Source organism: Bartonella sp. AP21QHHD (genome assembly GCF_042196205.1).
Classification (GTDB): Bacteria; Pseudomonadota; Alphaproteobacteria; order Rhizobiales; family Rhizobiaceae; genus Bartonella.
Map to the genome: position 1 here is coordinate 1 of NZ_JBHIPT010000081.1, position 24,120 is coordinate 24,120.

The 24,120-nt window shown below is 37.6% G+C and carries 17 protein-coding genes and 2 tRNA genes; 12 read left to right on the forward strand and 7 right to left on the reverse strand.

Translation table 11 applies throughout. The features are described from left to right. Positions 1–65: 65 nt before the first annotated feature. Positions 66–141: transfer RNA gene (locus tag ACFIMC_RS04950), tRNA-Phe, on the reverse strand. Positions 142–541: 400 nt separating this feature from the next. Here ACFIMC_RS04950 and ACFIMC_RS04955 point away from each other — a divergent pair. The 3 genes from ACFIMC_RS04955 (at position 542) to ACFIMC_RS04965 (ending at position 5,057) form a co-directional block, all read left to right on the forward strand. Then, positions 542–1,705: a phosphoserine transaminase gene (locus tag ACFIMC_RS04955; RefSeq protein ID WP_375613717.1), complete on the forward strand. Its 1,164-nt coding sequence runs from the start codon at positions 542–544 to the stop codon at positions 1,703–1,705. A gap of 403 nt (positions 1,706–2,108) precedes the next feature. Next, entirely contained in the window at positions 2,109–3,398 is a 1,290-nt protein-coding gene (locus ACFIMC_RS04960) for an adenylosuccinate synthase (RefSeq protein WP_375633506.1), read from the forward strand. Positions 3,399–3,635: 237 nt separating this feature from the next. Beyond that, positions 3,636–5,057 carry a hypothetical protein gene (locus ACFIMC_RS04965; RefSeq protein WP_375613715.1) on the forward strand — a complete coding sequence of 474 codons (1,422 nt, stop codon included), beginning with the start codon at positions 3,636–3,638 and terminating at the stop codon, positions 5,055–5,057. A 203-nt stretch (positions 5,058–5,260) separates the two neighbouring features. On the opposite strand, the gene rpoH is transcribed toward ACFIMC_RS04965, so the two are convergent. The 3 genes from rpoH to ACFIMC_RS04980 all read right to left on the reverse strand — a co-directional run bounded on the left by rpoH (position 5,261) and on the right by ACFIMC_RS04980 (position 8,758). Next, positions 5,261–6,145: an RNA polymerase sigma factor RpoH gene (gene rpoH / locus ACFIMC_RS04970; protein WP_273790355.1), complete on the reverse strand. Its 885-nt coding sequence runs from the start codon at positions 6,143–6,145 to the stop codon at positions 5,261–5,263. A gap of 148 nt (positions 6,146–6,293) precedes the next feature. After that, positions 6,294–7,298: an RluA family pseudouridine synthase gene (locus tag ACFIMC_RS04975; RefSeq protein ID WP_375671936.1), complete on the reverse strand. Its 1,005-nt coding sequence runs from the start codon at positions 7,296–7,298 to the stop codon at positions 6,294–6,296. Positions 7,299–7,327: 29 nt separating this feature from the next. Continuing rightward, positions 7,328–8,758 carry an aldehyde dehydrogenase family protein gene (locus ACFIMC_RS04980; RefSeq protein WP_375671937.1) on the reverse strand — a complete coding sequence of 477 codons (1,431 nt, stop codon included), beginning with the start codon at positions 8,756–8,758 and terminating at the stop codon, positions 7,328–7,330. Between the two features lie 460 nt (positions 8,759–9,218). Here ACFIMC_RS04980 and ACFIMC_RS04985 point away from each other — a divergent pair, with 460 nt between their 5' ends. Then, positions 9,219–11,780, forward strand: a complete 2,562-nt coding sequence (locus ACFIMC_RS04985; protein WP_375680909.1) for a DNA translocase FtsK — start codon at positions 9,219–9,221, stop codon at positions 11,778–11,780. A 1,141-nt stretch (positions 11,781–12,921) separates the two neighbouring features. Continuing rightward, positions 12,922–14,628, forward strand: a complete 1,707-nt coding sequence (locus ACFIMC_RS04990; RefSeq protein ID WP_375655228.1) for an ATP-binding protein — start codon at positions 12,922–12,924, stop codon at positions 14,626–14,628. An 18-nt stretch (positions 14,629–14,646) separates the two neighbouring features. Here ACFIMC_RS04990 and mscL read toward each other — a convergent pair whose 3' ends face one another. Then, a complete protein-coding gene (mscL, locus tag ACFIMC_RS04995) occupies positions 14,647–15,054 on the reverse strand; it encodes a large conductance mechanosensitive channel protein MscL (RefSeq protein WP_026500234.1) in 408 nt (135 codons plus the stop codon). A gap of 1,317 nt (positions 15,055–16,371) precedes the next feature. On the opposite strand from mscL, the gene ACFIMC_RS05000 reads away from it, so the two are divergent. From ACFIMC_RS05000 to ACFIMC_RS05030, 7 genes are all read left to right on the forward strand, one after another. Further along, complete coding sequence (locus ACFIMC_RS05000) at positions 16,372–17,454, forward strand: quinone-dependent dihydroorotate dehydrogenase (protein WP_375627812.1); 1,083 nt, start codon at positions 16,372–16,374, stop codon at positions 17,452–17,454. Positions 17,455–17,591: 137 nt separating this feature from the next. Then, a tRNA-His gene (locus tag ACFIMC_RS05005) sits at positions 17,592–17,668 on the forward strand. A gap of 317 nt (positions 17,669–17,985) precedes the next feature. After that, complete coding sequence (locus ACFIMC_RS05010; protein WP_375668494.1) at positions 17,986–19,329, forward strand: MATE family efflux transporter; 1,344 nt, start codon at positions 17,986–17,988, stop codon at positions 19,327–19,329. A 315-nt stretch (positions 19,330–19,644) separates the two neighbouring features. Further along, positions 19,645–19,833 (forward strand): NADPH-dependent FMN reductase, encoded by a 189-nt coding sequence (locus ACFIMC_RS05015; RefSeq protein ID WP_375612108.1) that lies wholly within the window; start codon positions 19,645–19,647, stop codon positions 19,831–19,833. Between the two features lie 28 nt (positions 19,834–19,861). After that, on the forward strand, positions 19,862–20,047 hold the full coding sequence (locus ACFIMC_RS05020; RefSeq protein ID WP_375671939.1) for a hypothetical protein: 186 nt from the start codon (positions 19,862–19,864) through the stop codon (positions 20,045–20,047). A gap of 425 nt (positions 20,048–20,472) precedes the next feature. Then, positions 20,473–20,823, forward strand: a complete 351-nt coding sequence (locus ACFIMC_RS05025) for a hypothetical protein (protein ID WP_375680910.1) — start codon at positions 20,473–20,475, stop codon at positions 20,821–20,823. A 55-nt stretch (positions 20,824–20,878) separates the two neighbouring features. After that, positions 20,879–21,022, forward strand: a complete 144-nt coding sequence (locus tag ACFIMC_RS05030; RefSeq protein ID WP_375636610.1) for a hypothetical protein — start codon at positions 20,879–20,881, stop codon at positions 21,020–21,022. A gap of 823 nt (positions 21,023–21,845) precedes the next feature. On the opposite strand, the gene ACFIMC_RS05035 is transcribed toward ACFIMC_RS05030, so the two are convergent. After that, positions 21,846–23,066: an MFS transporter gene (locus ACFIMC_RS05035; protein ID WP_375668497.1), complete on the reverse strand. Its 1,221-nt coding sequence runs from the start codon at positions 23,064–23,066 to the stop codon at positions 21,846–21,848. Between the two features lie 10 nt (positions 23,067–23,076). Continuing rightward, on the reverse strand, positions 23,077–23,952 hold the full coding sequence (locus ACFIMC_RS05040; RefSeq protein ID WP_375680911.1) for a hypothetical protein: 876 nt from the start codon (positions 23,950–23,952) through the stop codon (positions 23,077–23,079). Between the last annotated feature and the right edge of the window lie 168 nt (positions 23,953–24,120).

Below are 24,120 nucleotides of genomic sequence, written 5' to 3' on the forward strand. Positions count from 1 at the left end.
AGGTGGTCTGAAAATAGCTATTTAAAGAAAAAAACTATATATTTCAATATGCTAAACACAAAAAGTGGTGCCCAGACGCGGATTCGAACCACGGACACGCGGATTTTCAGTCCGCTGCTCTACCAACTGAGCTATCTGGGCATGCTTCATAAAAAATATAAAGCGTTTGCGGTTATAACATTAAAATTTTCTCTGTCCAGTCATCAAAAGAAAAATAATTGATTTTTTAATAAGTTTATCTCCCTATTCTAGAGCGTTATCAATGAATCTTTATCATAAAATAAATTTGATAGGTATATTGGATAGTTTAGTGTATTGTTATTAGAATGCTGTCTTATTGTGGTGATGATACGAAAAAAAATTAAAAGAATCAATCGAGAGGCATGATTAAGAAAGATTTTTTATAAAGTTTCCGTGAATTTTAAGCATACGCAATAATAGACAATATTTTTGACTTTTTTCTAAAAAGATTATTGATTAGTCTTTATAATAATTTGTTTTTCTTTATAAAGAAAGAAAAACATCTAAAAGGGGAGAAATAATGATAATGTTACAAAAACCAAGTAATCGTCCCAATAATACTAATTTTTCTTCAGGTCCTTGTAGCAAACGGCCTGGTTGGACTCTTGATGTTCTTAAAAATGCATTAGTTGGGCGTTCACATAGATCTAGAGAAGCAGAATTAAAACTTGCTGAAGTTGTTAATTTAACCCGTGAGATTCTTGAGGTTCCTTCTGATCATCGTATAGGAATTATGCCAGGATCAGATACCGGTGCTGTTGAGGCTGCTCTATGGTCTCTATTAGGTGAGCGTGGCATTGATATGGCAGCGTGGGAAAGTTTTGGGTTTGGGTGGAATAAAGATGTTGTCGAGCAATTAAAGCTTTCTGATGTGCGTCGTTTTGAAGCTCCTTATGGTGAAATACCAGATTTAACACAACTTGACTTTGATCGGGATGTTGTTTTTACATGGAATGGGACAACTTCTGGTGTGCGTATTCCTAATGCAGATTTCATTCCGCATAAGCGGGCTGGATTGACCATTTGTGATGCAACATCGGCAGCTTTTGCGCAATATCTTGATTTTTCAAAATTAGATGTTGTTACTTTTTCATGGCAGAAAGTTTTGGGAGGCGAGGCTGCACATGGTATGGTGATTTTAAGTCCTCGTGCTGTTGAGAGGCTTGAGAATCATGTTCCAGCTTGGCCTATGCCCCAACTTTTCTATATGACAAAAAATGGAAAATTGAACGAAGATATTTTTAAAGGAAAGATCATCAATACACCTTCTATGCTTTGTGTTGAGGATTTCCTTGATGGGTTGAAGTGGGCAAAATCTCTAGGAGGTGCAGCGGCATTAAGAGCACGGGTTGAGAAAAATTTTTCTGTACTTGATGCTTTTGTTCGCAAAACGCCATGGTTAGAATATTTGGCAAAAGATCCTGAAGTGCGTTCTAACACCGCTATTTGTTTAGATATTGTGGATCCAGTGATTACTGCTTTGGATACGGAAAAGCGAGTATCTTTTATAAAAGCGGTTGTGAAGCGTCTTGATGAGGAAGGGGTTGCTTATGATATCGGTTCGTATCGCGATGCTCCTCCTGGTCTTCGAATTTGGGCGGGTATAACAATTGAGGCTTCCGATCTTGAAATTTTAACACAATGGCTTGAGTGGGCGTTCCAAGTTGAAAAAGCACAGCTTTAAATAATTACTGGTGATTTTCACAGGGTGTTTTTAAACAGAAAAAGGATACGAGAGATTATGATGATCTTTCGTATTCTTGTATCAGACAAACAGCCTCTAAATATTACATGAATTGTAAAAGATTAACATGAATTGTAAAAGATTAAGAGGAGGAATAAATGCTCTGTCAGGTGTTGGATACGCACAAATTAAAATCTCTATTTTTTTACTTTTTGTAGCAAAAATGACAGATTTAAAATATTTTGGTATTTGCTTATCTTTATTATCATAAATTTGAAAATTTAATCACTTGAAGATTGAGAAAAATCTGAAATGAAGAGTCGCACTTGCTCTAAGGTTTCGTTATAAAGAAGTGTTTGTTTTTGAATGCTGGTTTTTTTGACCAAACACGACGGAGAAAGTTATGGCCAATGTAGTTGTTGTCGGTACACAATGGGGTGATGAAGGCAAAGGTAAAATTGTAGATTGGTTGTCTGAGCGAGCAGATATCGTGGTGAGATATCAGGGGGGGCATAATGCTGGCCACACATTGGTTGTTGATGGAGTCAGTTATAAATTATCACTTTTACCGTCTGGTTTAGTGCGTGGCAAGTTATCAATTATTGGTAATGGTGTTGTTGTTGACCCTCATCATTTTGTTGCAGAAGTAAAAAAACTATGTAATCAGGGTGTAAAAATCACACCAGAAATTTTGCGTATTGCTGAAAATGCTCCTTTGATTCTTTCGTTGCATCGTGATCTTGATGCAATTCGAGAAAGCGGTTTATCTGGTTTAAAGATTGGTACAACAAAGCGCGGTATTGGACCGGCTTATGAAGATAAGGTGGGACGTCGTGCTATCCGAGTGATGGATTTAGCAGAAAAAGATACACTTATGGCTAAGATTGAGCGGCTTTTGAGGCATCATAATGCTTTGCGTCGTGGGATGGGTGTTGCAGAGATTGATTCTCAAGCGCTTTATGATGAATTGATGCAAGTTGCGGATAAAATTTTGCCCTTTATGGATTGTACGTGGCGTCTTTTAGATGAAGGTTATCGAGGAGGTAAACACATTCTTTTTGAAGGTGCGCAAGGTGCTTTATTAGATAATGATTTTGGAACTTATCCTTATGTAACGTCATCTAATACAGTTGCTGGGCAAGCATGTACAGGTTCGGGGATGGGACCTGATGCAATCCATTATGTTTTGGGTATTGCAAAAGCTTATACTACACGCGTTGGAGAAGGGCCGTTCCCGACAGAGCAGATAAATGATATTGGTGAATTTCTGGGAGTGCGTGGACATGAATTTGGTGTTGTAACGGGTCGAAAGCGTCGATGTGGTTGGTTTGATGCTGTCTTAGTACGTCAGATGGTAACAATTTGCGGTGTTCAAGGTATAGCATTGACAAAACTTGATGTTTTAGATGGTTTGGATGAAATAAAAATTTGTATTGGTTATGAGCTTGATGGTAAAAGGATTGATTATTTACCTTCTTCCATGGGAGCTCAGGATCGGGTGAAGCCTATTTATGCAACATTAGAAGGTTGGAAGAAAGAAACAGCACATGCATTGAGGTGGGAAGATTTACCAGTGCAGGCTATTAAATATATACGCTATATTGAAGAACTGATTAATACAAAAGTGGCTTTATTATCCACAAGTCCAGAGCGTGAAGATACTATTCTTATTACGGATCCCTTTGTTAATTGATTATTGTTTTTAGATTTCTATATATGTTCTCTGTTCATTTTTGTATCTTTTTACAAAAAAAGTTTTTAAGAGCACGTAAAAGAAAGGTGCAAAATAGCATTGTTTATTTTTCATATTCATTTTACATTATTGCAATAGTTGTACCAATATTAAATGGCAACCAATTTAGAAGGCTAAAATAAAGTTTTTTGGCTTTACTATTGATTTTTTCTCAGTTTAAGAGAGATTATAGAGGAAATGGTAGATTTCGTTGGAATCTTAAAAAAGACAATTAATGCACAAAATAATATTACACCACAAGTGCGTAAGCGGATTTATAAGCGGGCTACCGAAACACTAGAACATCAATTTGTAACAGCAAAAATACCACAAGCAATAGCGGATGAACAAAGAAAGATTCTTCAAAGTTCTATTGCAACTGTTGAAGGAGAATATTTAGCAGTTGAAAAGAAACGGCTTTCTTCAGTTATTGGTTGGAATCCCACAAATATAAATGAAGATAAGAAATATACAAAAAAAACTATATTACCAAAGAATAATGAATTGTCAGAGGTAAACATAAAAAGAAAGCAAGATTTTGTTACACGTTCAAAGGATAACAAGGTATTTGTTGAGCTTTGTGTATCAGATATACCAGATGCAGAGCCTGTTAATATGGAGGCTGATGTGCCTTCTCAGCATGTTAATAGCAGTGTGTTAAAGATTTCTCCTTCGCAGGAAGATAATCCGCATATTGTTTCGCACATTTTTTCTCAGGCTTTACGTCGTGCTAATAAATCGTTAGTGCAAAGGCGTATTGTGATAAGTGCTGTTTCTGTTGTTAGTTTTGTTGTTTTACTTGTTGGTATTTTTTTTGTTGGTGAGCGTGTATTTGTATCAAATGATCATCAGTTTTTAGAAGAAAATCTTCAAGCTTCTCACAGAGTACCAAAGGCATTTCCAATTAAGAGAAAGTTAACACAACGCTTATTAGAGGATGGAAGTGAAATTGATGTTGGTTTAAAACAAGCGATAGATTCTTCGGATGAAGAAGTATTCTCAACAGTTGTTGATAGCAATTTGCAATCGCTTGAAACATCAGGTGAAGCTGTTTTCTATCAAGCACGTACAAATTATGATGCAGAAAAGATAGCAACGGGAAGTGCTCGCTGGACACTTATAAAAGAGTCTCAAGTGAAGGGGTCTCCAGAAGAAACAACTATACAAGGTGATATAACAATTCCTGATGAAGGGATATCATTACGGTTAATTTTACGTCGTAATACCGATCAGTCATTTCCTGCTTCATATATTATGGACCTTATTTTTATTCTTTCGGATAAATTTTCAGGTAAAGCTATAAGCAATGTTCAAGCATTAACCTTTAAAGCAAGTGAACAATCCATTGGACAGGCTTTAACAAGAACCATTGCTGCAAAGATTAACGATGACTTTTTTCTTGTCGCATTGAGTGGAAATCATCCATTTCTTGATCGAAATTTACAATTGATGCGAGAATTAGATTGGATGCGTTTGGTGTTAACGGATAAAAACGGGCGTATAAGTGAATTAACCTTTGCAAAAGGACCAACAGGTAAGTCTATTTTTAATGAAGTTATTGGACAATGGCTTGCACAACAAGATAAGTTAACAGTTCTTGGTCAACAAAATAAAACATAGATGCAAAAAAATAAACGGCTGTGAAGAATTTTCTACGACCGTCTTTATCAATTATATACCAAATATATTCAATAAAGCTTTACATATCAATAACTTAAAGAATTCTATAGGCTAATTTACAAGTATAAAGCCAAGGCGTGCTTTTTTTCATTTTCACATTTAAAGAATGTGCAAACCATTGGCTTTATACTTAACTCTAGGTTTTATACTTGACTTTGAGATAAAGTAGAATCTTTGATAGAGTTTTGCACTTTTTCAAATGCACGCATTTCAATTTGTCTTACTCGTTCTCGACTAATATTAAATTCACCAGAGAGTTCTTCTAGGGTTAGTGGTACATCGTTTAAACGACGCGCTTTAAATATACGCTTTTCGCGTTCATTGAGATTGTCCATGGCATTTATGAGCATGGAACGGCGATTTTCTAATTCACTTTTTTCAATTAAAATTTGTTCTTGATCGTTAGATTCATCCACCAACCAATCTTGCAACTCACTGTTTTCCCCTTCTTTTGTTCGAATTGGTGCGTTGAGTGAAGTGTCACCACCAAGCCTACGATTCATTGATACAACTTCATCTTCTGTGACATTCAACTGGATTGCAATTTTTTTCACTTGTTCTGCATTGAGATCGCCACTATCAAGTGCTTGAAGTTTACTTTTTAACTTACGAAGGTTGAAAAACAAACGCTTTTGATTAGCTGTTGTCCCCATTTTCACCAAACTCCAAGAGCGCAATACATATTCTTGGATTGATGCTTTAATCCACCATATTGCATAGGTTGCAAGACGAAAACCCCGCTCTGGTTCGAAACGTTTAACAGCTTGCATGAGTCCAACATTGCCTTCTGAAATGACTTCCCCAATGGGAAGTCCGTAGCCCCGATATCCCATCGCGATTTTAGCTACGAGACGCAAATGGCTGGTTACTAGCCTATGCGCAGCTTTTAGATCATTATGCTCACGGTAACGCTGAGCTAACATATATTCTTCTTTTGGCTCAAGCATTGGAAAACGACGCACTTCTTCCAAGTAACGGTTTAAACCACCATCACCTGTCATTACTGATAATAAATTCATATGGGCCATATAGCACCCTCCTTTTGTTTGAATTCCCTGATAAGGCAAATTCTATGTTTTAGATAGCTAACTATCCTCATAACCTCACTCTAGCATATTTTTCAATTTTGTTCAAAAAAAGATATTTTATTGTGAAATCTTGAGAAGGGGAAAAGTTTCAATTCATTTTTTTAAAAAGTTTAATAAGTTTAGCCATATCTTGAGGCAGTGGTGCGGAAAACGACATAACTTTACCGGTAGAAGGATGTTCAAAAGTAAGACTTGCAGCATGGAGTGCATGTCGGTTGAATTGATCGATTGCATTTCTAATAGTGGAGTTGAATGTGTTTGATTTTGTTTTAAAAGCGTTTCCATAAACTGTATCGCCTATGAGTGGATGCCCAATATGAGTCATATGAACACGGATTTGATGGGTGCGTCCAGTTTCCAAGCGACATTCCAGAAGGCTAGCAAAAGATGTTGAGTCTGCATGAGAGCCATATTTTTCAAGCAGAGAAACATGTGTAACAGCATGACGAGCATAAGGGTTTTGGTTATGGATGACAGCTTGCTTTGTCCGGTTATGGGGCGAACGGCCAAGTGATGCATCAATTGTCCAGACATTGCGCTGAGGTGTTCCCCAAATCAAGGCATGGTAGCGTCGATCTAATGCGCAGGTACGTCCATGATCAGAAAATTGAGCACTGAGACTTTTATGAGCTAGATCATTTTTTGCAACAACCATGACACCGCTTGTATTTTTATCAAGACGATGGACAATACCAGGGCGTTTAACACCACCTATACCAGATAAACTATTCCCACAGTGGTAAATAAGGGCATTAACCAATGTACCGGTCCAATTGCCATTCCCAGGATGAACAACAAGACCGGCTGGTTTGTTAATAACAATGACATGATCATCTTCAAAAAGAATGTCCAATGCAATGGCTTCAGCGCTAGGTTCTGCATCACGAAGGTCCGGCATTTCCAATTCAATTATTTGGTTAGGTTTTAATTTTATTTTGGGTTCCTTTATGAATTGACCATCAATTTTAAGACAGCCTTCACGGATGAGAGTTTGCAAACGCGAACGTGAGAGCACATCATGATATTGTTTTGCGAGCCACTGATCAAGACGTTGCCCAAGAGAACCTTCATCCGTTATTTTCTGTATTACCATACGATTCCTATTAAGTTTTTAATAAGATTTTACCAGTACGAAATTGCTTTACTATCGAGAAATTCTTTAATTCCCCAATGTCCTCCTTCACGAGCGCGCCCAGAAAATTTTACACCTCCAAAGTAGCTTCCACTGGGTAATCCATGTCCATTAACTTCTACCATACCAGAGCGTACTTGTGCCGCAATACGACGATATTTGTTGCGATCTTGCGATTGAATATAGTTTGTAAGACCATACTCAGTCTCATTCGCTAAAGTGACGGCTTCTTCTTCTGTACTAAAAGAAAGAATCGAGAGAACTGGACCAAAGATTTCTTCTTTAAAAATACGCATATGAGGTTTTACATCAGCAAAGACTGTTGGACGGACATAATAACCGCGTTCCATTCCTTTTGGTAAACCAGTCCCGCCTGCAACAAGAGTTGCACCTTCATCAATTCCCGATTGGATAAGATCTTGAATTTTATCATATTGTTTTTTTGAAACAACGGGCCCAATATGATTTCCTTCTTGGCAGTTTGGTCCTACTTTTGTTGTTTCTGCAATATCTTTGGCTATTTTCACGGCTTTGTCATAGATGCTCTGTTCCACAAGCATACGAGTTGGTGCATTACAACTTTGTCCACTATTATAAAAGCAATGTCGTGCACCACGTTGAACAGCATCTGAGTCGGCATCAGCAAAGATAATATTCGCTCCTTTTCCCCCAAGTTCCAGACAGACTCTTTTTAAAGTAGCACTGGCATTTTTAGAAATATCTTTTCCTGCTCTAGTTGAACCAGTAAAGCTGATCATTTCTAAATCAGGATGTGCAGAGAGGTAAGAGCCAACAGTCGCACCATCACCATTGATTAAATTAAAAACACCGGCTGGAAGTGCGGCTTCATCTAAAAATTCAGCAAAAAGCATAGCAGAAAGAGGCGCAATTTCAGAGGGCTTTAACACCATGGTACAGCCAGCCAAGAGAGCAGGAATAACTTTAAGAGTTACTTGATTCATGGGCCAATTCCATGGCGTAATTAATCCTACGACGCCGATAGGATCGTAGTGAAGGATTGCTTGCTCATTTCCCTTTATTAAAGTTTTTTGGAACGAAAACTCTTTATAAGCTTCGATAAAATTGCGAATATGGGAACTTCCGGTTGCAGTTTGCGCATTAAGCGCCATATCAATTGGTGCTCCCATTTCCATTGAAATGGTTTTTGCCATGTCTTTGGAACGTTTTTCGTAGATCTCTAGAATTTTTTCAACAAATCCAAGACGCTCATTTGGTGATGTTGTTTTCCATTTTTGAAAGGCTTCTTTAGCCGCATTAATTGCTTTATCGGCATCTTTTGTACTTCCAAGGCTAATGACAGCACAAGCCTCCTCTGTTGATGGATTAATGACGTCAAAATCGTGAGGAGTGCTTGGCTCATCCCATAGACCATTGATATAAAATTTCCGTTTATTAAACATAATTCACTCCCTTTTTTCTATTTATATTTATGTAATTATGATTGTCTTAGTCTAAGCCTTTTTAAACGAGGATAACAAGGATAATCTTATAAAAACGTGAGAAATTAGATTATATCGTGATAATTGAGCATGGAGAGTTCAATAGAGCAATGCTTATTGTATTATTGAGACTAGTTTCTTTTATGAAAAGGGAGAGAAAGAGAGGCATAGACAATTTTCTTGAAGTTTTTTTATCATGAAGTTTTCTTCAAAACAAATGAAATACGCGCTCTATGACACCATAAACTAGGCAATTTATATCGTAAATATGCAAAAGGCAGATTATGAATATGCATTATGGCACTATTTTTTTCATTTAAAAGTAACCATCAGCAAAAGGTTATTAACCTTCGTATGATAGTTTCTACGAATTCTTTTTGAAAAGGTTATTTTTCTCATTGCTATAAATTTGTTGGGTGCCATGCATAATTCGAAAACAAAATCTATTTCTACGTCTTCTTTTTCTGATGATGGTACAAAAGGTGCATCAAGAGAAGATTTATCTGTTAAGATTACTGAGATATTTCCTTATCCGGAAGTGTGGAAAAAGGCATTTGCCCTCGGAAAAAACGTCCGTTTCACGAGAACCCCAGAAGTTGAGATTTTGCGTCGTCGTATAGAAACAGATCCAGTTTTTGCAAAACAGTTTAAAATTTTTACGAAGCAAGATCAAAAAAAAATTACAGATACAGGTATTGTACGTTGTAACAAGAAAACAACAAATATTCTTTCGACAAAAAAAGTCATTAATCCTCAATCAATAGAGAATAAAACATCAGTTTGTCATTCAACGGTTTTGAAGCAGTTATCACGACAAGCTATTCATATGCCGTCAGCAAATATTCCACTTGAGGAGGATAAACAAGAACATAAATTACAAGTGGAAAATGTGCTACAAAAAATAAAACCTGCGTTGCATCTTTCCGATGATGCTTTTTTTGAGTGTGAATCTTTGATATTTGAACATGTGGAGACTCAAACTTCAAAAGAGGATGGAACATCAATTGACACGACAAATGAACTCACACCTGATATCCCCACAGCCTTTGATGAGTCAATAACTGCTCTTTACCGTGTTCTTGAATACCGCTTTCCACAACTCTATGATTCAATTACATCAGAATCTCCAGCGGAAAGAATGCGAGGTGTTGAGAAAATTTCTGATTTAATGCATACAAATAAAGAGTGTCATTCTAAGCTTTCTGTTGAAGATTCTGCTCATACGTTAAGTAATACAGGGGCGTTAAGTGATGCAGGGGTTAGTATAGAGACTGAAAATACCAATAATATTGTCGCCAATAATACTGTTGATTGTATAAACAAAGCCGTCACAAAGAATTCAAAAGATTTTTCTGTGATGCAAGCAAACAGTAAAACTAAAACATTGCAATCTACTCGTATGCCATTAGGTAACTATGATTCTGCTTTTATGCAAAATATTCAATCTATTGACTGTGATGTTTATGAATTTCCTCCGATCAACTTATTACAGGAACCTGTTTTTCACGAAGGTACGATGATTCCTCAAGAAACATTAGAACGTGGTGCTGGACTTTTGGAAAGTGTTTTGGAAGATTTTGGCATTAAGGGTGAAGTTATCCATGTTCATCCAGGGCCAGTGGTAACAATGTATGAATTTGAACCCGCTGCGGGTGTAAAGTCATCGCGCGTTATTAATCTTTCTGATGATATTGCGCGTTCTATGTCTGCTATTTCTACACGCGTTGCTGTAATTCCTGGACGTAATGTTATCGGGATTGAGTTACCCAATGCGGTTCGTGAAACTGTTTATTTACGGGAATTAATCCAAACACGTTCTTTTCGTGAAAGTGAATTTAAACTTGCTCTTGCTTTGGGGAAAGGGATTAATGGTGAACCTGTCATTGCAGAATTAGCAAAAATGCCTCATTTATTGGTTGCAGGAACAACAGGATCAGGCAAGTCTGTTGCAATTAATACAATGATTTTGTCGATTCTTTATCGTATGACACCAAAGCAGTGTCGTTTGATCATGGTTGATCCTAAAATGTTAGAGCTCTCTGTTTATGATGGCATTCCACATCTTTTAACACCCGTTGTCACAGATCCCAAAAAAGCAGTAACAGCTTTAAAATGGGCGGTTCGTGAAATGGAAGAGCGTTATCGCAAAATGGCTAAGTTGGGTGTGCGTAATATTGATGGTTTTAATGCACGCGTTGCACTTGCAGCTCAAAAAGGCGAAACGATCATGTGTACTGTTCAGTCGGGTTTTGATAAGGAAACAGGGGAAATGCTTTATCATGAAGAAGCCATGGATCTCACGCAGCTTCCTTATATTGTTGTGATTGTTGATGAGATGGCTGATCTTATGATGGTGGCAGGGAAAGAGATAGAGAATGCCATTCAGCGCTTAGCGCAAATGGCGCGTGCGGCAGGTATTCATCTTATTATGGCAACGCAACGTCCTTCTGTTGATGTTATCACAGGTACAATTAAAGCGAACTTTCCTACCCGCATTTCTTTTCAAGTAACATCAAAAATTGATAGTCGTACGATCTTGGGTGAACAAGGTGCTGAAACACTTTTAGGTCAGGGGGATATGCTTCATATGGCAGGTGGTGGACGCATTGTGCGCGTTCATGGACCTTTTGTTTCTGATGAAGAAGTTGAATCCATCGTTGCACATCTAAAAATGCAAGGTAAACCTGATTATTTAGCAACGGTAACAGATAATGAAGACGATAACAAAGAGGATAATTCTGCTGATTCAGCTGCTGGAATTTCTGAGGAAGAAAATTTTGATGAAGAGGGTGAGGAACTTTATAACCAAGCTGTAAAAATTGTTATGCGTGATAAAAAATGTTCAACATCTTATATTCAGCGCCGACTTTCAATCGGCTATAATAAAGCAGCTTCTCTCGTCGAGCGGATGGAAGAAAAAGGCATTGTTGGAGCCGCTAATCATGTTGGAAAACGTGAAATTTTACTCAATGAAGGAAAATAAACAAACACATTTAAAAATATGCAATTTTTTAAATATTTGACAGTCATTATTTAAATGTGCTTGTTTTATTTTTTTATATAATATTAAAAATTTAAATGGAGAGTAATAAAGAAAAAGCGATCTTTTGTATTAAGACTTCTGATGAGGTAAACAAGCTGATATCAAAGGAGATTATGAGATATTTTTAACATTTCTAAATGATCTGGAATATAAAGAAATTAAACAAATCTTTATATGAGGACATATGATTTGTGTTCTCTTTTCTACAGAGAATTTTTTAATAAAATAGTGCGGTGGCATATTTTTTTTCTTTTGTAGCGATTCTAATGAAAGAAAGATCTTTGGAAGATTATTGAGAGCATCATAAAAAAATGCCCAATATGCAAGTTCTGTTGCATGGGGTACTTTAAAGCGCTACGCTGAATTTATTATCATTTGATATTATTGGCTCAAGAAAGGTGTTCTTACGAGAAGCTTTATTTGAAAAAGAGATTTTTATAATGCAGTATATTGATTGATAGTAATTTATCATTATTCACAGTGAATAAAAGTCTCAAACATTGTAAGATTTTCTCATTTCAAATCTGTTTCTGTTGAAACAATTAAAACCATTTCCTTGCGTATCATAATAATGTAGGAGTAAAAAAGTTAAAAATGCTGCTTATGAATGCCTTCAAATGCTAAGAACTATTGGTGACATTAGGGGCTGAAATTAGTATAATGATGGTGCTAACCAGCTCTTTTATAAGCATAAAAATGGTAATGCACAATGCCTTGATATCCTCTATAGGGACCTTTACATTACACCATTTACGGATGCTGTCGTAAAATAAGCTTGGGGATCTTAGGAGATATTTTTTCAAAACAGGCGCATGAATGCGTAAAATAAGTGTATTCTTTTTGAGTACTATTTATGCGAGGGAGATGTTATCATTATTGTAACAAGATTTATTACAATAATGGGTGAATAAGCAACCAGAGCTGGAAGCTTCTTTTTATTCTTGTTTTGTTGATGAAACAGTCAAAATTTTGCTACAGACAATTGATATGAGATATCAAGTTATTATAACCAGAACAGATAATTGTAAACAAATTAGCATTATTCATTTGAGAGTAAATCCAACACTTTTTAGTTTTAGTTATGCCATTAAAAGCAGATGAGTTAAAGTTAAATACAAATGAATTAAAATGTCAGCAAGAAGCTTTTCGTTTTACACCAGAGCTTTTGCCACGGCCTTTTACGTGGGAAATCGATCACAATGGTTTGTTTTGTGAAGTCTCAAAAGAGCTAGCTGAAGTTGTTGGTCCTCTCTCTTCTTCTATTTTAGGGTGTAGTTTTCATGAGCTTGCTCATCAATTTAATGATGATCGATATCTGGTTCTCAGTCATTTTATTGAAGCGGCTATGCCTTGGAGTAAAGAGATTGTTCAATGGCCTATTGATGGTTGCTTACAATGGCTTGATGTTGAATTGTCGGCTTTGCCAATTTTTGATGTTACAAAGCAGCTTAAGGGGTTTCGTGGCTTTGGTGTTTTAAAAATACAAAAAAAAGTCCAAGAAAAAAGAAATGAAAAGCTAGAAACAGAAATGCTATGTCTTACGGAGATAGAACGCTCAGCTTTTCGTGAAATTGCAGAGCAATTGCGTGATGAATTGAATTCATCGGTAAAAGAAGAAAATTTAGTTGAAGAAACAGCTATTCAGTTACCATATGCACAAACATTGTCGGTAAATGCTATAGAACAAGCTCTCGTAAAAGAGCCCGCTGCAGTTTTATCATTGTTGGATACAGCAACAGATGGTGTTTTATGGTTGGATGAAGAGGGCTTTATTCAATCGGCGAGTAGGGCAGCTTTAGCATTAATGGGTTATGAAATAAATGAACTACGAGGACAGCTATTCTCTTCATTATTTACTTTGCAAAGCCGACTTTTGGTTGAAAAATATTTTAAATCAATCCGTATGGAGGGAAAAAATCAGGTTTTAAATCGCAGTGAAACCGCTGATTTAATGACAAAAAATCATAAAAATATAACCGTTTTGATAACGATTGTATTTTTGGCAAAGCAAGGCAATTATGCTGTTATGTTGCGTGATAGGACACAAACAGTTCCATCAGGAGAAAAAAAAGCAGAAGAGGATAAAATCGTTGGAGTTGTTCATGAAATACGAACACCTTTGAATGCTCTTATTGGTTTTGCAGAAATTATGAGAGAAGGCCGTTTTGGTTCGATAGAAAATGAGCGCTATCATGGATATTTACGCGATATTATTTCCTCTGGAAAACATATATTATTGCTGATTAATCAATTACTAGAGTGCTCGAAGATAAATTATTCTGGTTCCGATAATCAGATTGATTCTTCCCTTACTTATGAAACATTTGATGTAATATCTTGTTTACGTGCAACGATAGCTTTTCTTGAAACTCAAGCCAATCAGAACGGCATTATCATGCGTATTGTTGCTCCACCTCACGTTCCATTTATTCCTGTATCACAACAAGTGTTTCGCCAGATTATATGGAATCTTCTTTCCAATGCTATTCGTTTTACACCTTTGGGTGGACAGATTATTGTTCACGTTTCTTATAGAAAAGAACGTGTAAAAATTTCAGTGAGTGATAATGGTATAGGGATGAACGAAGAAGAGATTATACAGGCACTGCAACCTTATGGTCAAGTAGAGCGCAAAGATGGACGATCTGGTGATAGCGCTTTTATGGGAACAGGTTTAGGCCTCCCAATGTGTAAAGCAATGGTGGAAGAAAGAGGGGGACAATTTTTACTGTTCTCAAAACCCAATCATGGAACAACTGTGGAAATGTTTTTTCCTCGTGTTCCATGATGTAAATCTTGCATAAAATTATTTTTTCTTAGCCAAAAGATCTCTAATTTCTGTTAAAAGTTGTTCTTCTGAAGACGTTTTTTTAGGGCTTTCTTCTTCTTTTCTACGAATTTTATTCATAGCCTTAACGAATAAAAAAAGAACCCAAGCAATAATGAGAAAATTGATAAGTAAAGTAATAAAGTGTCCATAGCTAATGGTTGCTCCAGCTGCTTTGGCGGCACTCAATGTTGCTTGTTTTTCGCCAGCAAGTTGAATAAACATATTAGAAAAATCAATCCCACCTGTAATCAGCCCAATGATTGGCATAAAAATATCATTGACAATTGAGTTGACCAAGCTACCAAAAGCACCCCCTATAATCACACCGATAGCAAGATCAATCATATTACCTTTTAGGGCAAATTCTTTGAATTCTTTAAGCATTGCATTTTCCCCTTTATATAAGCGATATACGGTAATTTACTTACCGCTTTTGATGAAAAAGGAAAGGGCAGATTTTATTTTTAGGATTATATTACGATATTAATATTATTTTCAAAGAACTTTATAAGGTTTAATAAAGAGCTTTAGGGCTCTATTTGAATGTACATAGAATATTTCCTAGAAAAAAGCTTTTTTGATAAAAACTATATCTGCTTTTTCAACAGAAAGTAGAAAACTGTAGCTTAATTTATATAATTGCCTCAAGATCTTTATGATAACATTAAAAAGAGAGATTTTTACACAATACTACAAAATGAGTAGTGTTGAAAGTTGAGCTATCAGAAAGCTTTTCAAATGAAGTGCATATATTAGCATAACACTTTGTCATAAAAAGAGAATTTAGGAATAAAAAATATATTTCAGCACTGATAGAGGAAATAGATAGATGAGACAGGAGTAAAACTTATAATTTAATTCCTCTTAATTTAGTAAGCGATAATAGCAATTAGGAGGGCATTATGGCTTATCTAAAAGCTATTTGTATTGGGTTACATGAGCTAAAATGGCGATAATTCGGATGGAAGAAACACATTTCATCTGCTGGAAGATTGTATCAGTTTATAAATAGCAGAGCTCTAGGGTTTGCAAGATCATTTTGGTTTGGAAGTCGTTGGTATGATGTTTGAGTTCAATAATCAACTGTCATTACTTAAAATATATGTTAGGCAGAGCACTTAATAGATGCAAAATTGTATTTAATACATCAGAAATGGCAAAGAAAACAACGCAGATTATCAATAGAGTACAAATTGATTGAACATTCTGTTGCTCATAAATAGTGCAACAATAGTATGAATTTAGATGATTTTATGAACTATGTATCCTATAAATGCTAGGAAAAAATAGCTTTATAGAACAAGCTTTGTTTCTATTGAAAACAATATTACACAAAGGAACTTTGGGAATAGAGATAATTTGCCTGCATTTTTAAGAAAATTATGAGCGTGCCTGCATAAGGCGTCATAAAACCATGACTATGGTGAAGAGCCTTTGATGTTTCAATTTATGCTGCATTTTATAAGATTAGGATTCATATTTTAATCTTTAAAAAATGTCGAAAAAGAGAAACATTTTTTAAGAATAAAAAGTTCTTTACATAGTATAACCAATATAAACATGTATGGCTATTATGTGATGAGTTTTCTTCTAGAAGGGGAATATTATTTGGATAATATGCTTGCTTTGATTGGAAATCTTTTGTGTTAAAAGGTAGAGGTGAGGTGCGATGGATCATTTTTATGTTGTGGAGAAGAATTGATGAGTTTTTTTCGTTGTATTGGCCGTTCTGCCTTATTTATGTTGGATCCAGAGCAAGCACACGGTTTAGCGATTCTTGGGCTGAAAAGTGGATTAAATGGTTGTCAAAAGGTTATCGACAAACGTTTGTGTGTAACTGTTGCTGGTCTTGAGTTTGAAAATTTTATTGGTCTTGCAGCGGGGTTTGATAAAAATGCAGAGGTTGTAGATGGTATTTTTCGGTTAGGATTTGGTTTTACTGAAATTGGGACAGTGACACCAAAGCCTCAGATTGGAAATCCTAAACCACGGCTTTTTCGTTTAAAAGAAGATGAAGCGATTATTAATAGAATGGGCTTTAATAATGACGGACATCAAGTTGTTTACAATAGATTGCATGCGTGTAAAAAAACTGGTGTTATAGGAGTCAACATTGGAGCCAATAAGGATACGGTCGATAAGATTGATGATTATACTGTTGGTATTGCTCATTTTTATGATGTTGCTGATTATTTTACGGTTAATATTTCTTCTCCTAATACACCAGGTTTACGTGATTTACAGGCCCGTGACAGTTTGCATCTTTTGTTGAGTGCAATTTCGCAAGCGCGAAATGAGCAAGAGAACAAGCATGGATTCTCCATTCCCATTTTTTTAAAAATTTCTCCTGATTTATCAGAGAAAGAATTAGATGATGTTGCTGAAGAAATAAAACTTTCTGATTTTGATGGACTCATTGTTTCTAACACAACTCTTTCACGCCAAGGTCTTAACAATAGTCACTTCCGTAATGAAGAGGGTGGGCTTTCTGGACGTCCACTCTTTGAGCGTTCTACTATTATGCTTGCAAAAATGCGTCAAAAATTAGGGAAGGAGATTGCAATTATCGGTGTTGGCGGTATAAAGGATGCACAGACTGCTTTGGAAAAAGTAAAAGCTGGTGCAGATTTGATTCAATTATATAGTGGGATGGTTTATGAAGGTCCAAATCTTGTCATAACTATTCTGCAAGAGGTTTTGCAGATGATGCAACAAGATGGAGTTGATAACATAAAAGGCTATCGTGATCATAGTCTTGAGCATTGGGCAAAATTTCCTTTGTAAAAAACGCTTTTTTCTTCACAAAAAATTGCGAGATTTTTTTAAAGGGGCTTGCAAACTTTGTTGATCTTCCTTATGTCACATAAGCAAAGAATAAATGTTTACGAAATCGTGAACAGTTATGATACATTTGATTTTATGCGGTTGTAGCTCAGTTGGTTAGAGCGCTGGTTTGTGGCACCAGAGGTCGTAGGTTCAAATCCCACCAACCGTACCAAAAAATTTTATTGAAAATACTGAAAATGGATATACAAGACGAACAAACGGCTCGCTGAGGATCTTTTATCAATGACTGTAGTTGCTTGGGGGCATAATATTGTACAAAAAAAACGCATGGCATAAAGTCCAAAAAACCAATAAAGGGGCATTGCGCTTCTTTTTTAAGAACTGGGCATCTCCTCTTACCTTAATGCGTTCTCATTATGCATCCTTTACACAAGACTTGTGATGGAAAGACTTTACGGAAAAAATCAATGTGTTTTGTTTAAAAGATCCGAGCTTAATATGCCCTTCAATATGGAAGGGTATTTCACAATGTTTGTTGTGATGAAGCAATTGCTCTCTCTTGGCATGCCACTGGCTGTTGGGTTTATCTCTCAGATGATGATTTCCTTCACAGATGCAGCGCTTGTAGCGCATTTAGGCGTGCAAGTCTTGAGTGGTACAATGTTAGCTCTGAGTATATTTAGTTTTGTTATGTTGTTTGGGCTAGGTATTATTACCGCGGTTGCACCAAAACTTGCGGAAAGTTTTCGTAGACAAGATAGATATGCATTGAAGGCATGGTTTGATCAAGGAATATGGCTTTCCCTTGTGATTGGAATGATGAGTGCGATCATTTTACTCAACACGAGAAATATTTTGTGTTTTCTCGGCCAAGATGGGACAATTGCCAATATAGCGCAGGAATATAATAGTGGTGCTGCTATAGGGGTGGTGTTTTTTTATCTTTATGTGAATAGCCGGGGATTACTGTCAGCAATTGGTAATCCAAAGCCGTTAACCTGGGTTATGCTTGCGGCTATCCTTGTGAATTTTCTTATCTCTTGGCCGCTTATTTTTGGTATAGGTTCTGTAAGCGGATTAGGTGTCTTTGGTGCAGGAATTGCGAGCAGTTTGATCCGTATTTTAATTGTTATTGCAGCAGCAATAATTTTGTCCCGCAATTCTGCTTTTCATTCTTTTCGCTTTAATTATTTGAGACCAAAGTTAGAGATTTCACGAATAATAAAATTGCTGCGAGTAGGGCTACCCATTGGTATACGTATTCTTATTGCGGAGGGCTTTCCTTCGTTCATTGCATTCATGATTACGGTTTATGGGGTCGAATCTTTGGCCGCGCATACGATAGGGATGCGTCTCGATATGCTTATTTCTGTGGTGGCTTTGGGGATTTCCAGCGCAGCCGCGACAATAGCAGCGTGGTATAGAGCAGATAGGAATAATATGGCTCTAAAACAATTGCGTATGAGTGTCACTGTTTTTGCTGTAGCTTATGTCTTGTTTTTATCAGGGATTGTTTATCTCTCTTATGGATTCATCCTTACAACCATCTTTAATATTTCTTCAGAACGCGTTATTGTTTTCTCTTGGAAGTTGCTTCCGTTCATCTTATTGTCTTTTTCTTTTGGCACTTTAGGAGCTATGCTCAATGGCATACTTGTGGGCTTGCTTGATACGTTTTGGTCAACAATTGTTGTAGCAATAAGTTATTGGGGGTTAGGCCTATTTGGGGGAGCGCTAATGGCGCATTTTTTTGAATATGGCTTTATTGGCTATTGGCTTGGCATGATTGGTGCAAGCTTAATCGTTTCTATCTTTAATTATATGCGCGTGGGTTATTTAATAAAATGCAATCCTATGTTTGGGGCAGAGTGAGTGTTATAAAAACGCTTGTAAAGCACTAGCTGTGAAGGCTTAGCTACTTATCGTCCATAGAGGCTGTTTTACTTCTATGGAGATAACAATATAGGTTACAAAACTTGCTTAATATTGAAAAGAAGTGTCTTTGATTGTAGCCTCAATATTATTTGTTGAGTTTTAAAAATAATATGGGTTTATTAAAATCATTCGGCTACAATTTAAGAGTAAGTTCGGTAGATTGGAAGAGTTTAATACCTTAAAAAATGACGAGAAAAAACGTGCTTATATTCATACGCCGTTGAGGAGGCATTTAAAAAAGTTGTTGTTTTTATAAGTCATTACCATTGTGATGCTAAAACGCATGCATTTGTCAAAACAATCGCAGACGCTAACGATGTTATTCTTGCAAGCCCTGTTTATCACGGGTCTTATTCAGGGGGATTGAAGAATGCTCTTGATAATTTAGAGTATAATGCTTTTGGGATAAAGTTTTTGGTCATCTCTCTCATGACAATATAAGCAAAAATGCGCACTGCCATGTGTATATTTGGTACTAATTGTGCATATGCTTTATGGACAAGCTCTGCAATATCAAGTTGCTTCAGCTAAAGATGATTTTGCGTTTGAGAATGAAAACCGTACATGGAGACTGAACAGTGTAAATGTATGGGCTCGCTGCGCACATCTTGTTGATGAAATGTACAATAAGGGTGGAGGATATGATCAAAATTGATAGGAAATACCGTTATTTAGTCGTTGGTGGTGCAGGAATATTGGCTCTCTTGTGCCGGTTATTAGGGCTGAACAACGTGATTATCGCAGCGCGTTTTCGTTCTCATCAATCCAAAATTGAGTTATTTCAGACAAGGGCTAAATGTATATTTTGGAGATTATTATAAGCCATAGGCACAATTTTAAAAAGGGATACCACTATAGACGGGCTTGAAATATTGCATATTATGGGGGGCATTCGCCTGCACATGCATTTTCGTGTAGGTTGAGATTGAGCGGTTGGTTTTCTTACCGAAGCTGCTTGCGTATTGTTCATGTTTTTGGTTCTAATGCAGAGGATAAAATACTCTCTGGATGTGCGCATCACAATAAGATTGATCCCACATCTGTAAAATTAGGTCGGAAAAGGCGATCATATGGCCGGCGGTGGTCAATAAGAAAAGTGTTTATGATCATGTGATTTGTGAGAGCCGTATTGAGAAAGAGTTTGCGCAAAATCTCGATAATGACTCTGATGTAAGATTGTTTTTTAAACTGCCAAGAAATTTTAAAATAGCCACTCCCATTGGTTCTTATACGCCTGATTGGGCGGTTTTTTTAAAGCGGGATGGCGAACAAAAGCTTTACTTTGTGCTGAAAACAAAAGGAACGAATAGCGAGTTTGATTTGCGCCTTAAAGAAATGCTGAAGATTAAATGCAGCAAGGCGCGTTTTACCGCCCTTGAGACTGGTGTGGTATTTAACGAGGTACCGGGTGATGAGTTGGCGCGATTCTAAGCGGGGATGGTGGTAGAGAGAGTGGGGGGGGCTGTGGTAGGAGTGGGCGGCACGAATGACGCTGTCTTTAGTTGCGTACCGCCAAGCTAATTTTGTGCTTTGCGAAATTAGCCAAGGCTTTTGGACGTACCGCGTTTACCGCGTAATAAAATCTTATGAATATCATGCAGAAGGCGCGCAGAAGGGGGTGATTGCGTGACTAGCTTCCCAATGCCGTAATAATGCCGTAATTAAGTACAGCCACATAATGAGATAGCTCTTCAATATCATCAGTCGCACTGATACTTTTTTTTATTTTCAAACAATAATAGGTCAGATGGTAACGATTATGTCCTTTCTATCTGAGAAAAGAGTAGCACCGCTTGCGTATATGTACGAGTAAAAGTTAATCAACATTGGTCTGAGGTAAAAACCGCCAATTATTTCTAATACACCTAAGGATTTCATAGCTTGCTCTAACGGTTTATATAAAACCGCCCTTTTAAAAGATGGATTGGGCGGCAAATTTATTGGGATATAGGCTTTATGAATCTCTCGAACTAAGCTTTCTACTATGCAGGTCCTAAGGCGTGATTGCATATATGGTCGTATCTGTTGCTGCGTTGTGTAGGCAGAGATCCTAAACTAGGAAAGGAGGGCTGCTCTTTTAATTACAAAGGAAGAATACGGCGCGTAAGTGAAGCAAAATGTATTTTGAGGAGCAGAAGGGGTGAGGCATTTGATGTCCAGCGGGTGACGGATTAACTGGAGTATAAGTAGGCATTGCTAGGGTGGAGTTTTTAGTTAAGAATCGCGCTCCGTACGCTATAAGCTCTCTGCATCCTTCATATAGGCGTTGGATCATCGCCCAATGCAACGTAAAGGGGCTGTTTTGTCTTTAGCGTTTGTTTGGCTGCTTCTATAGTGCCGCTGGCTCTATCAGCCATTATGGTGATAATTTTCTCGTCCAAAGAATAAATCAATCGATTGCGTAATAGGGTATGTGTGCCTTTTTTGACCGTGTCTTTTTTTAAAAGCAGCTGTTACCTCGTGGCAGGGTTGGGGGTGTTTATATGATCAGCCTGCCAAAGAAATGGAAGCGTTATCGCGATAGCCACCAATAGTAGTCCAGCGATAAAGGTGGCAGCAAACTGCAATGATATAAAAGAACCAAGGACGCCGACCAAAAAGCTTCCGACCGGCGTTCCAGCATAGCCTATCACTCGAAAAGCAGAATTAGCTCGCCCGAGAAGTTGCTTTGGTGTGAGGCGCTGCCTGAAGGCGGTAACACCAATAAACCATAAGCTTGCTCCAACGCCAGCGATAAAGGTGACGCCCCATACGACGACAGCACTTTTTGAAAAGGCTGGAATCAGCAGCAAGACAACCGTTCCTAAACCGTCAGTGAGAACAGCTAGGCGCACCGGTGCATAGCGTATACGCGGTGCAAATAGGGCGCCTGCCATTGTTCCAAGCGCGTAGGCCGCAAACATCACGCCATATTGGCTGCTATGTAGGCCCAGATACCGACTGTCGGTAACGAAGAAGATGAATGAGGTTAGGAATGCTCCAAATACCACCGATAGAAAGAATGTGAGTAATGTAAGGGAGGTAAGATGCCGATTTGAAAAAATGAAACGAAAGCCGGCAATGATATAACGGAAAGTGATGTTTTCTTTATCAAGTGCTGGCGATGTCGGAACAGCACGGCGAGCGGTAAAAATCAATACGATAAAAAGCACGATTAAAAGGCCGAGAAATAGCAGGGTGCTATGCGCTAAAATGCTGCTTGTTATGACAGGGGCAAGAAAATAGGAGACCCCGAAATCTAAAAACAAGACAATAGAGTAGAAGGTCATCAATCGCTCTCCCTCCATGATAAGTGGTGGAATCGTCATTATATAAGCTTCGGCAGAAACGACGATGAATCCCGCAATGGTTGCATAGAAGAAAATTTGTTCGGCTGGAGTAATCTGTATCATAAGTAGTATGAACAGGACAATATGCAGTAGCATGAAGATGAAGAGAGCTGAGGTGGCAAGTTTTATTTTGTCGCAGCGATCAAGTAAAACGCCTGCAAGGATGCCGAAAATTGGCCACGCTAATGAGAAGAGACCTTGCGCCCAACTTACTCCGACTACGCCATATCCAGATTGTCTTGCTAATAGCGGGATGGCAGTGCGCAAAGCACCGCTGAGTAAGGCGAGCAGACTAACGGTTAGGCAAAAATAGCGTATGTTCTTGTTGGAAAAAAGCGTGAACATTCTGTTCTCCTTAAGATGCCACACAGGTTTCCACTGTTCCATCAAGTACGGCGGTTGTATTCAGCATGTTTGCGACATAGCCGTCCAAGATATTCCTATCTGCCTGAGGTAGAAGAAAATACATAAGGTTGGAATACCATTGCCAACCACGCTGAGTCAGCTGGAGATTGTTATCACTTTCTGCGATGAGACCTGCACCTATGAGCTGTTGTAGGTTATTGTATACGAAAGAGGGGAGTGCGGTCCAGTCAATTCTTTCTTTTTTGGCATAACCGTTATAAGGTAGCCTCATACACAAAGCCTTGGAGGCTTGTTGCTCTGCTGATACCCAATTGTAGTATACTTTGGATTTGCCTTTAAGTTGTATGTCGGTAATGTATCCGCTTCGACTGGGATTGGCTCGTGTGACGAGTGAGCCGAGAATCGACATTGCTGACGCCCCGAAGCCAACCACATAATCGTCATGATAACCATGCAAATATTTGTGATAGCGGAAATAATTAGCTGAACTCGTTTTAGCGAGCGTTAGAGGAGTGTTATTGGCAATTTTGATATAGGAATGCCCATTACACGGCGCATAGCCGCAGCTGCGCATAACGATGTCGCTAAATAAGCGAAGCATCTGTCGATGCTGTAGGCTGGATGGCTTTAGCCCTTTTTGTGCGTAAGACTTATGCAGTTGCGACGTGATAGCCAGATTGTTAATTGCATAGAGGTTGATGGTTTCAGGGTGAAGCTCGCTGGCTTGCTTCAAATCGTATAATAGTTCTTCGGCTTGCTGGCTGTGCATGCCATATAGTAGGTCTAAACCGACATGTCCAATTATCTCTTGTGACCAAGCTACGGTATTGTTGATTTGTTCACGTGTTGAGGTGAGGTTAAACAATGATCGGAAACGCTCAATGAAACTCTGTAAACCTACAACACACTGATTTATAATGATAATTCACTGTTTTGTATGTTGAATGAGAGTCTCGAATAACGTAAGATTCTCTCATTTCAAGTCTGTTTATATTGAATCAAACAAACCCATTTGCTTGCACGGCATAAGCGG

Excerpts from the sequence above, each read along its gene's own strand:
- ACFIMC_RS05000 (WP_375627812.1), top strand. The coding sequence starts at position 16,372 with ATGAGTTTTTTTCGTTGTATTGGCCGTTCTGCCTTATTTATGTTGGAT.
- ACFIMC_RS04990 (WP_375655228.1), top strand. The coding sequence starts at position 12,922 with ATGCCATTAAAAGCAGATGAGTTAAAGTTAAATACAAATGAATTAAAA.
- rpoH (WP_273790355.1), bottom strand. The coding sequence starts at position 6,145 with ATGGCCCATATGAATTTATTATCAGTAATGACAGGTGATGGTGGTTTA.
- ACFIMC_RS04980 (WP_375671937.1), bottom strand. The coding sequence starts at position 8,758 with ATGTTTAATAAACGGAAATTTTATATCAATGGTCTATGGGATGAGCCA.
- ACFIMC_RS05030 (WP_375636610.1), top strand. The coding sequence starts at position 20,879 with ATGACGCTGTCTTTAGTTGCGTACCGCCAAGCTAATTTTGTGCTTTGC.
- ACFIMC_RS04960 (WP_375633506.1), top strand. The coding sequence starts at position 2,109 with ATGGCCAATGTAGTTGTTGTCGGTACACAATGGGGTGATGAAGGCAAA.
- ACFIMC_RS04975 (WP_375671936.1), bottom strand. The coding sequence starts at position 7,298 with ATGGTAATACAGAAAATAACGGATGAAGGTTCTCTTGGGCAACGTCTT.
- ACFIMC_RS04965 (WP_375613715.1), top strand. The coding sequence starts at position 3,636 with ATGGTAGATTTCGTTGGAATCTTAAAAAAGACAATTAATGCACAAAAT.
- ACFIMC_RS04955 (WP_375613717.1), top strand. The coding sequence starts at position 542 with ATGATAATGTTACAAAAACCAAGTAATCGTCCCAATAATACTAATTTT.
- mscL (WP_026500234.1), bottom strand. The coding sequence starts at position 15,054 with ATGCTTAAAGAATTCAAAGAATTTGCCCTAAAAGGTAATATGATTGAT.
- ACFIMC_RS04985 (WP_375680909.1), top strand. The coding sequence starts at position 9,219 with ATGCATAATTCGAAAACAAAATCTATTTCTACGTCTTCTTTTTCTGAT.
- ACFIMC_RS05035 (WP_375668497.1), bottom strand. The coding sequence starts at position 23,066 with ATGTTCACGCTTTTTTCCAACAAGAACATACGCTATTTTTGCCTAACC.
- ACFIMC_RS05010 (WP_375668494.1), top strand. The coding sequence starts at position 17,986 with ATGTTTGTTGTGATGAAGCAATTGCTCTCTCTTGGCATGCCACTGGCT.